The sequence below is a fragment of the Micromonospora sp. NPDC018662 genome (genome assembly GCF_044391475.1).
Classification (GTDB): Bacteria; Actinomycetota; Actinomycetes; order Mycobacteriales; family Micromonosporaceae; genus Micromonospora.
Genome location: NZ_JBISAC010000017.1, coordinates 65,510 through 74,577, shown reverse-complemented (window position 1 = coordinate 74,577; position 9,068 = coordinate 65,510). Strand labels below are relative to the sequence as shown.

The following is a 9,068-nucleotide window of genomic DNA, read 5'->3' as shown; positions in this document are numbered from 1 at the left end:
GGGGTATAAAACAATTGGCACTGGCTTATCAAGCACCCTGTTGAGTTCTCAAAGAACAACCACACACCGCCCAGAACCCCCACCAGGAGGGCCCCGATCCGGGGCATTTCGTTCACATCCCCGCCGCTCTCGCGCCGGGCACTTTTACTACGTTACCTCACCGTCTCCGCCGTGTCAAACCGTGTGTCCCGGTCTGTCATGCTTCGTACGGGTTGGCGCCGCTGAGCCCGCGCAGCGGCGAACCGCTGCGCTTGATCATCGGATTTGGCAGGCCGGCCGCTGCGGTTTCCCGCAAGCTCGCCCGGTTCCCTGCCGGTCGACAACCTTACCCGGTCGGTTCCGCTCCGCCAAATCCGCCCTGCGGCGTGTCGGCGGGCCTCGCCCGGACCGTGTCCTCGTGGGGTGGTGAGACCCCGTTCGGACCCGGTGCCTGCTCGGATCGGCGCCCCCGGGCTTTCATCCCGTTTGCCCCGTTCCGCGCTGGCAGAGAGAAAGTTACGCGTCTGCGGGTTTGATCGTCAAATCCGCAGGTGGCGTCCCGCGTCACATCATTGCCGCCACGCTATCTGCCCAGCTCAGCGCGGTTCAGGGCCACCCAGCGGGCGACGAGCCGGTCGGCCGTCACGGGCGGCGAGCCGCCAACCACCCGCGCACGCCCAGGACGCCGGCCGTCGTGCCGATCGCAAGGGACGCGGCGATGAGCAGGGCGTGCACCCAGAGGAAGCCGGTCGGATCGCCCTCCCCGACGGTGCCGGCCGACCAGGCCCGGGGGTCGTTCCAGATCGCGACCGCGAACCTCGGCCAGATCACCCAGGTCCACACCCCGACCCCGACCAGGAACAACGACCAGCCACGCGAAAGGACCATGGTCGGCCAGTATGCCAGCGGCGGGACCACCCGGTTCGGCACCGTGACGGGCGGCAGACACCGTGGCGGCCCTCGACCGGCGGGCGACGGGCGACGGGCGACGGGCCGTGGCGGCCCTCGACCGGCGGGCGACGGGCGACGGGGCGGCCCCGTCGGGCGGCGGACGCCGCCGTCGGGTCCCGGACGCCGCCGTCGGGTCCCGGACGCCGCCGTCCGGGCCCGGTGACGTTTCCGCCGTTGCCACCAGGGCACTGGGAACGGTGCCGAGACGACGTTACGGAGGTGCCGGCATGCAGCCGTTCAATCCGTGGGCCTGGCGCGATCCGTCCGCGCTCGCCGGTGGCTACGACCAGACCCGCCCGGACGACGTGCCGCGGCAGCGCTCCGAGGGGTCCGAGGGGTCGGACGACCGCCTCGACGCGCCCGGTCCGGGCACCCCGCTCGACCTCACCGGCTACCGGGTGGAGGCGACCGACGGGCGCATCGGCGCGATCGACGAGGCGAACGAGGAGGCCGACGCCCGCTACCTGGTGGTGGACACCGGCCCATGGATCTTCGGGAAGAAGGTGCTGCTGCCGGCCGGCACGGTGGCCCGGGTCGACCACCTGGACCGGGTCGTGCACGTGGACCGCACCCGGGAGCAGGTGAAGGCGTCGCCGGCGTTCGACCCGGACGACTTCGCGCGCGCCGACTACCGGGAGCGGGTCGGCACCTACTACTCGGAGAGCTACCGGCAGGGCTGAGCCCAACCCGGCGCCTAGGAAAACCGCCGGACACCCCGTGGGGTGGCTCCCGGTCCGGTAAGCGGTTGCGTCGACTCCGGGCCCCCCGGTTACGCTGCGGGCATGAGCAGCTCGCAGGCGTACCCGACGGCGTCCCCCGACGTCCGGCTCGGCGCGCTGCGACGCCGGCGGTCCCGCGACCGCCTGCGCTGAGCCTTCCTCTCCTGCGACCGGCGGATCGAGCCGCCGGTCGTCGTCGATCGTCCTCGCTCCGCCGCCTTCCCACCCGGTGATCCGCGCGGCGGATCGAGCGAGATCGGCGTACCCATGGATCTTGAGAAGTTGTTGACCGACCGGCTGGCGCCGGCGTTCGCGGCGGTGGCCGGCGGGCCGGTGGACCCGGTCGTGCGGCGCTCGCAGCACGCGGACTTCCAGTCCGACGCGGCGCTCGCGCTGGCCCGGCGGCTCGGCCGGCCGCCGCGGGCGATCGCCGAGGAGGTACGGGCCCGCGCGGAGCTGGCCGACCTCTGCTCGGCGGTCGAGGTCTCCGGGCCGGGCTTCCTCAACCTGACCGTGGCCGACCGGGCGCTCGGTGGGCTGGTCACCGCGCTGGTCGCCGATCCGCGGCTCGGGGTGCCGGTGGTCGCCGACCCGGAGACCGTGGTGGTCGACTACTCGGGGCCGAACGTGGCCAAGGAGATGCACGTGGGCCACCTGCGGTCGACAGTGATCGGGGACGCGGCGGCCCGGCTGCTGGAGTGGCGGGGGCACCGGGTGCTGCGGGCCAATCACCTGGGCGACTGGGGCACGCCGTTCGGCATGTTGATCGAACACCTGGTCGACCTGGGCGAGGCCGGGGCGGCTCAGGAGCTGTCGATGGGTGACCTGGACGCGTTCTACAAGGCCGCCCGCGAGAAGTTCGACGGCGACGCGGCGTTCCGGGACCGGTCCCGGCTGCGGGTGGTGGCGTTGCAGGGTGGGGACCCGGCGACGCGGCGGCTGTGGCGGCTGCTGGTGACGCAGTCCGAGAGCTACTTCCTGACCGTGTACGACCTGCTCGACGTGACGCTGTCCCGGGCCGACTTCCAGGGCGAGAGCAGCTATCACGACCTGCTCGCGTCGACGCTCGCCGAGCTGGACCGGCTCGGGCTGCTGCGGCGCAGCGACGGCGCGGACTGCGTGTTCCCGGCCGGCTCGGTGGGGCGGGACGGCGAGCCGTTGCCGCTGATCGTGCGCAAGTCCGACGGCGGGTACGGGTATCCGGCGACCGACCTGGCCGCGCTGCGGCACCGGACCGGGACGCTGGGCGCGACCCGGCTGCTCTACGTGGTCGGGCTGCCGCAGCGGCGGCACTTCGAGATGGTCTTCGCGGCTGCCGCGCAGGCCGGCTGGCTGGCCCCGCCGGCCCGGGCCGAGCACGTCGGGTTCGGGTCGATCCTCGGGCCGGACGGGCGGATGCTGCGCAGCCGGGCCGGTGGCTCGGTGAAGCTGGTCGACCTGCTGGGCGAGGCGGTGGAGCGCGCCACCGCGCTGGCCCGGGAACGCAACCCGGGCCTGGGGGACGCGGAGGCGGCCGAGGTGGGGCGCGCGGTCGGCATCGGCGCGATCAAGTACGCCGATCTCGCCGGCGACCGGCGCAAGGACTACGTGCTGGACTGGGAGCGGATGCTGTCGCTGGACGGCAACACCGCGCCCTACCTGCAGTACGCGTACTCCCGGATCCGGTCGATCTTCCGGCGGGCCGGCGCGGCGGCGCGGCCCGACGCGGCGGTCTCGCCGGTCGAGCCGGCGGAGCGGGCGCTCGCGTTCGAGCTGGTCGGCTTTCCGGTGGTGGTCGACGCGGTGGCCGGCAGCCTGGAGTTCCACCACCTGGCAGGTCACCTGCACCGGGTCGCGGTGGCGTTCAGCGCGTTCTACGAGCGGTGCCCGGTGCTACGGGCCGACGGGCCGGTCCGGGAGAGCCGGCTGGCGCTGTGCGACCTCACCGCGCGGGTGCTGGGGCAGGGGCTGTTCCTGCTCGGCATCCGCACGCCGGAGCGGCTGTGAGCCGGCCGGGTCAGCGGGGCAGCCAGGACTGCACCTCGACCAGGTTGCCCTCGGGGTCGCGCAGGTAGGCGGAGCGGACGCCCCAGCCGGGACGGTCGGCCGGTCCGGCCACGACCGTCCCGGCGGGCAGCGCGGTCACGGTGGCGTCCACGTCCGGCACCGGCACCACGACCAGCACGCCGCCGTCGCCCCGCCCGACCGGCAGCACCGCCTCGGCGGCCCGCCGGCCCAGCAGCGCGAGCACGGTCTCGCCACCGGCGTCGAATCCGGCGTACTCGAACTCGCCGACCATCTTCTCCGGCTCGCCGAGCAGCGCGGAGTAGAAGGCCAGGGTGGCCGGGAAGTCGTCGGTGACGATGCGGGGATGCACGCTCATGGTCGGACCCTAGCGGGCCGGCGCTTCCGGGCAGGGGAGTTAACCGTTTCAGCGGCGAACCGTGGCCGGATACAGCGCCGCTACCGCACTGCGACGCTATCGATAACGTTCGAATAACGCGAGGTTTCAGCCGCTTGACGTCCAGAACCTTAACCGGTTCAGTGAGCGATGGCGACGGCCGGGCATAGACGGACGCCGTCGTCACCAGGTCGCCGCCGGCTCGGCGGCACAGCTGCGGAGGTTCCCATGACACTGCGCATCCGCTGGTCCGCCGCCGTGGCGCTGGTCGCCACGCTGGCGACCGCCGCGCTCGCCGCCCCACCGGCGGTCGCCGCACCCGATCCACCGTCGCGCCGCACCGAGCCAGCGTTCGTGGTCCGCGACGGCAGCCGGCTGAGCCTGGCCGGGCGGCCGTTCCGGTTCGCCGGGCCCAACATGTACTGGCTGGGGCTGGACGAGAACGTCGGCGGCACCGACCCGGCCGACCCGCCGGCCGTCGACCACCCCACCTACTTCCGGATCCGGGACGGGCTGACCACCGCCAAGCGGATGGGCGCCACCGTGGTCCGCGCCCACACGCTGGGCGTGTCCACCGGCGACCCGCACTCGCTCGAACCGAGCCTCGGCGAGTTCAACCCGGCGGCGTTCGACCGCATCGACTACGCGATCGCCGAGGCCGGCCGGCTCGGGCTGCGACTGGTCGTCCCGCTCACCGACAACTGGCAGTACTACCACGGCGGCCGGTACGACTTCCTGCGCTGGCTCGGCCTGAGCACCGAGAACGACGGCGCGCTGTTCTACACCGACCCGGCCGCGCGCGCCGCGTTCAAGCAGTACGTCCGCACGCTGCTCAGCCACGTGAACCGCTACACCGGCAAGGCGTACCCCGACGATCCGACGATCATGGCGTGGGAGCTGGGCAACGAGCTGAACGGGATGACCGCCGACTGGGTCGACGACCTGGCCGGGCACGTCAAGACGCTCGCCCCGCGGCAACTCGTCGCGGCCGGCAGCCAGCACGGCACCGACCCCGCAGTGCTCGGCTCGCCGTACGTCGACATCAGCGACTCGCACTACTACCCGCCCACCGCCGCCGGCATCGCCGCCGACGCCGCCGCGGCCACCGCCGCCGGCAAGGTCTACCTCGCCGGTGAGTTCGGCTCCGGCCAGGCCACCGACGAGCTGCTGGACCAGGTGGCGGCGAACCCGGACGTGAGCGGCGCGCTGTTCTGGTCGCTGTTCGGCCATCACGACCACTCCGGCTTCGTGCCGCACGGCGACGGCTTCACCGTGCACTACCCGGGCGACACCCCGGCGATGCGGGAGGCGGTCGCCGCGCTGACCCGCTTCGCCGGGACGATGGCCGGCCGCCCGGCGCCGGCGGTGACCGGGGACCGGCCGCTGCTGACGGCGATCGACGCCGACTACGGCATCACCACGTTGCGCTGGCGGGGCACCGCGGGCGCCGCCGGTTACCTGGTGCAGCGGCGCGGGCCGGGCGGGGCCTGGGCCACGGTGAGCGGCACCCGGCCGCTGCGCGCCGACGACGCGCCCTGGTTCGACCTGACCACGCCCGCCGGCCGGGTCACCTACCGGGTGGTGGCGGTCGACGCGACCGGGGCCACCGTGGCCGTGTCCCCGCCGGTGGCCACCGACCCGGGCAGCGACCAGGTGTTCGACCCGCTGGAGGACTGGTTCGTCAGCGCCGGCCACAGCGACTCGCTGCGCCGCACGCCGACCACCGGCGGGGTGCTCGTCGCACCCGCGCGCGGCCGGTCGGGGGAGTTGCGCTACCGGCGAGACGGCCTCACCGCCGCCACCGTCACGGTCGCCTCGACCGGTCGCCCCCGCGTCGTGCTGGAGGTGTCCGCCGACGGTACGACCGGCTGGCGTCCGACGCGTCCCCGGATCGACCGGACCGGCCCCGGCCGGTACACGCTCACCGTCACCGGACTGCGCGACGTGCGCGGCATGCGGGTGGTGTGGCGGCCGGACGCCCGCTTCGCCGTCGCCTCGGTCGCGCTGTCCGCCCGGTCGGACTCGGTGACGGACACCGCGCCGGGCGCGTTCGCGCTGACCGCCCCGGCCCCGGGCGCGACCGGGGTGAGCCGGCTGGCGGCGCTGGACTGGTCCGCCGCGTCGGGTGCCGCGTACTACTCGCTGACCGTGTCCGAGCACGCCGACCTCAGCGCGCCGCTGGTGGCGGTGTCGGGCCTGCGGACGCCCGGTTTCACGCCGACCACGGCCTGGCCCGCCGGGGCCACGCTGCACGTGCGGGTCACCGCCACGAACGGGTACGGCTCGACGGTCACGGACGCCGCCTTCACCACCCGCGCCGACCTGCCCGGCGTGGTGGTCGACGACTTCGACACGTACCCGTCGGACGCGGAACTGGCCGCCGCCTACCCCCGCAACACCGGCGGCGACCCGATCACGACGACGTTGGCCCCGCCCGGCGAGGGCAGCGGGCACAGCATGCGGCTGAGCTGGACGCCCGGCGCCAGCGGGTACGCCGGTGTCATCCGCACCCTGCCGGCGGCGCAGGACTGGCGCGGCACCACCGGGCTGCGGATGTGGGTCGAGCCGGGCGCGGACGGGCAGCAGTTGACCGTCCAGTTCGTCGCGTCCGGCTTCTACTGGGAGAAGACGCTGACCTTCGCCGGCACCGGGGCGCGGGTGGTGGAGGTGCCGTTCGCCGACTTCGCCCCGCCGCCGTGGGCCACCCCGGGCCCGCTCGACCTGGGCGCCGTCACACAGGTGTCGCTCTACCCGGGCGGCGCGACCGGCCCGAGCAGCCTGCGGCTCGACTCGCTCGGCGCGTACGCGTCGTGACCCGTGGGCGCCGGGCCGGGGCAGTGCCGCCCGGCCCGGCGCCGGCACGGGACCACCCGGCGCCCGCACACCGGCTAGCGTGGCTACCGGCCGACGAGGGGAGGCGACCATGGCGGATCGGCGTGCGGTGCTCGCCCCGGGGCGTGGCTACGACACCCGGGGTCCGCTCTTCGTCTATCTCGGGGAGGCGTTGCGCCGGCTCGGCTTCGACGTGCACGAGGTGACCTGGCAGCGGCTGGACGAGCTACGCCTGGACGCGGCGCCCGACTGGGTGGCCGCGCAACTGGCGCCGGTCCTCGACGACGGCGTCGACCTGCTGGTCGGCAAGTCGCTGGGCAGCTTCGCCACGCCGCTCGCCGCCGAGCGGGGCATCCCGGCGGTCTGGTTGACCCCGCTGCTGCACGACCCGCACGTGCGCGATCCGCTGAGCCGCACCACGTCGCCGTTCCTGCTGGCCGGCGGCACCGCCGACCCGAGCTGGGACGGCGAGGTGGCCCGCCGGCTCAGCCCGCACGTGGTGGAGGTGGCGGACGCCGACCACTCGCTGATGGTGCCCGGCCCGCTGGCCGGCTCCGCCGAGGCGCTCGGGCGGCTCTGCACCGCCGTGGAGGAGTTCGCCCGGACCACCGGCGGGGCGGCCACGGTCAGCGGTCGATGATCGTGCCGTTCTCGTCGATGCCGTGGGTGCGCCAGTAGACGTCCCACTCGTCGTCGACGTGCTGCGGGACCTTGCCCTCCGGGTAGCGCACGTACGGCGCGGTCGGCTCCTTCCCGTCCGGGAAACAGGCGCTGCCGCCCTGCCCGCCGACCGCGATGGCCGGATATTCGCCGTCGCCGCAGATGGCCTCCTCGAAGGAGCAGCCGGTGGTGAGCATCAGCCCGCTCAGGCCGACCGCGGCCAGGGCGATCACGATTCGCGTACGCATGGGAAGAATTCTGGTCGCCCCGGCCGCGCCTGCCATCCGCACGCGTACTCAGTCGTTGGGATGCAGCAGCACCTTCGTCCAGCCCTGCTCGCGCCGGTCGAAGCGCTCGTACGCCTCGGGCGCCTCGGCCAGCGGCAGTTCGTGCGAGACCAGGAACGACGGCCGGGCGCGGCCGGCGATGATCAGGTCGCGGAGCTGCCGGTTGTAGCGCATCACCGGGGCCTGGCCGGTGCCCATCCGCTGGCCCTTGGTGAAGAACGTGCCGTACTGCCAGCCGATCCGGCCCTCCCGCGCCCGCTTGTCCGGACCGTTGGGGTCCTGCGGCACGTAGACGCCGACCACGCCGATGCCACCGGTGGAGCGGACCACGTCGACCAGGTTGTCCAGCACCAGCTCCGGGTGCTCCTCGCCGGACGGGTCGTGGGCCTGGTAGCCGACCGCCTCCACGCCGCAGTCGGCGCCCACCCCGTCGGTGGCGTCCATGATCTGCTGCACCGGGTCGCCCTCGCCGAAGTTGACCGGAATGGCACCGATCTTCTCGGCCATGGCCAGGCGGTCGGCCTCCTTGTCGACCACGAACACCCGGTCCGCGCCCTTGATCAGCGCGCTGTGCGCGGCCATCAGCCCGACCGGGCCGGCGCCGAACACGGCGACCGTGTCACCGGGGGCCTGCCCGGCGAGTTCGGTGCCGTGCCAGCCGGTCGGGAAGATGTCCGACAGCATGGTGAAGTCGTTCTCGTGCTCGGTGCCCGGCGGCAGGCGCAGCAGGTTGACGTCCGCGTACGGCACGCGCAGGAACTGGGCCTGCCCGCCGTCGTACGGGCCCATGTTGGCGTAGCCGTAGGCCGCGCCGTCCATCCCCTCGGTCGGGTTGGTCCGCAGGCAGAAGCTGGTCCAGCCGCGCAGGCAGTTGCGGCACGTGCCGCAGGCGATGTTGAACGGCACGGACACCCGGTCACCGACCTTGATCCGGGTGAGCGCGTCGCCGACCGCCTCCACCACGCCCATGTTCTCGTGGCCGAGGATCTTGCCCGCCTCGACCGAGGTGCGTCCCTCGTACATGTGCAGGTCGGAGCCGCAGATGTTGGTGGTGGTGAGACGGATGATCGCATCGGTGGGGGCCTGGATGGTGGGGTCGGGCCGGTCCTCGACGGCGACGTCACGGGGACCGCGGTACACGAGAGCTTTCACGGTGGGTCTCCAGATCTTTCGGAAGCAGGCCAGCCGAGGGTCTGACGGCGTGGCTTGTCCCTCTCACCTTTCCCCCCAGGCCCGCCCGAAACCGGCGGAAACGGAAAC

At 73.6% G+C, this 9,068-nt stretch carries 8 protein-coding genes; 4 read left to right on the top strand and 4 right to left on the bottom strand.

Features of this window, described 5'->3' with window-relative positions; genetic code table 11:
* Window positions 1–621 precede the first annotated feature (621 nt).
* Window positions 622–867 carry an SCO4848 family membrane protein gene (locus ACH495_RS30525; protein WP_396861173.1) on the bottom strand — a complete coding sequence of 82 codons (246 nt, stop codon included), beginning with the start codon at window positions 865–867 and terminating at the stop codon, window positions 622–624.
* Between the two features lie 290 nt (window positions 868–1,157).
* Here ACH495_RS30525 and ACH495_RS30520 point away from each other — a divergent pair, with 290 nt between their 5' ends.
* Both ACH495_RS30520 and argS read left to right on the top strand, forming a co-directional pair.
* On the top strand, window positions 1,158–1,610 hold the full coding sequence (locus tag ACH495_RS30520; protein WP_396861172.1) for a PRC-barrel domain-containing protein: 453 nt from the start codon (window positions 1,158–1,160) through the stop codon (window positions 1,608–1,610).
* Between the two features lie 306 nt (window positions 1,611–1,916).
* Window positions 1,917–3,635 carry an arginine--tRNA ligase gene (gene argS / locus ACH495_RS30515; RefSeq protein ID WP_396861171.1) on the top strand — a complete coding sequence of 573 codons (1,719 nt, stop codon included), beginning with the start codon at window positions 1,917–1,919 and terminating at the stop codon, window positions 3,633–3,635.
* A gap of 10 nt (window positions 3,636–3,645) precedes the next feature.
* Here argS and ACH495_RS30510 read toward each other — a convergent pair whose 3' ends face one another.
* On the bottom strand, window positions 3,646–4,011 hold the full coding sequence (locus ACH495_RS30510; RefSeq protein ID WP_396861170.1) for a VOC family protein: 366 nt from the start codon (window positions 4,009–4,011) through the stop codon (window positions 3,646–3,648).
* A 246-nt stretch (window positions 4,012–4,257) separates the two neighbouring features.
* Between ACH495_RS30510 and ACH495_RS30505 the strand changes: the two genes are divergently transcribed.
* Both ACH495_RS30505 and ACH495_RS30500 read left to right on the top strand, forming a co-directional pair.
* Complete coding sequence (locus ACH495_RS30505; RefSeq protein WP_396861169.1) at window positions 4,258–6,843, top strand: carbohydrate binding domain-containing protein; 2,586 nt, start codon at window positions 4,258–4,260, stop codon at window positions 6,841–6,843.
* Window positions 6,844–6,952: 109 nt separating this feature from the next.
* Entirely contained in the window at window positions 6,953–7,501 is a 549-nt protein-coding gene (locus ACH495_RS30500) for an alpha/beta hydrolase (protein WP_396861168.1), read from the top strand.
* Here the strand turns inward: ACH495_RS30500 and ACH495_RS30495 are convergent.
* Both ACH495_RS30495 and ACH495_RS30490 read right to left on the bottom strand, forming a co-directional pair.
* A complete protein-coding gene (locus ACH495_RS30495) occupies window positions 7,488–7,769 on the bottom strand; it encodes an SCO0607 family lipoprotein (RefSeq protein ID WP_396861167.1) in 282 nt (93 codons plus the stop codon). The genes ACH495_RS30500 and ACH495_RS30495 overlap by 14 nt on opposite strands.
* A gap of 48 nt (window positions 7,770–7,817) precedes the next feature.
* Window positions 7,818–8,960: a glutathione-independent formaldehyde dehydrogenase gene (locus tag ACH495_RS30490; protein WP_396861166.1), complete on the bottom strand. Its 1,143-nt coding sequence runs from the start codon at window positions 8,958–8,960 to the stop codon at window positions 7,818–7,820.
* Between the last annotated feature and the right edge of the window lie 108 nt (window positions 8,961–9,068).

What these genes read in the sequence shown, in the direction of transcription:
- ACH495_RS30500 (WP_396861168.1), top strand. Translation starts at nt 6,953, where the DNA reads ATGGCGGATCGGCGTGCGGTGCTCGCCCCGGGGCGTGGCTACGACACC.
- ACH495_RS30520 (WP_396861172.1), top strand. Translation starts at nt 1,158, where the DNA reads ATGCAGCCGTTCAATCCGTGGGCCTGGCGCGATCCGTCCGCGCTCGCC.
- ACH495_RS30505 (WP_396861169.1), top strand. Translation starts at nt 4,258, where the DNA reads ATGACACTGCGCATCCGCTGGTCCGCCGCCGTGGCGCTGGTCGCCACG.
- ACH495_RS30510 (WP_396861170.1), bottom strand. Translation starts at nt 4,011, where the DNA reads ATGAGCGTGCATCCCCGCATCGTCACCGACGACTTCCCGGCCACCCTG.
- ACH495_RS30495 (WP_396861167.1), bottom strand. Translation starts at nt 7,769, where the DNA reads ATGCGTACGCGAATCGTGATCGCCCTGGCCGCGGTCGGCCTGAGCGGG.
- ACH495_RS30525 (WP_396861173.1), bottom strand. Translation starts at nt 867, where the DNA reads ATGGTCCTTTCGCGTGGCTGGTCGTTGTTCCTGGTCGGGGTCGGGGTG.
- argS (WP_396861171.1), top strand. Translation starts at nt 1,917, where the DNA reads ATGGATCTTGAGAAGTTGTTGACCGACCGGCTGGCGCCGGCGTTCGCG.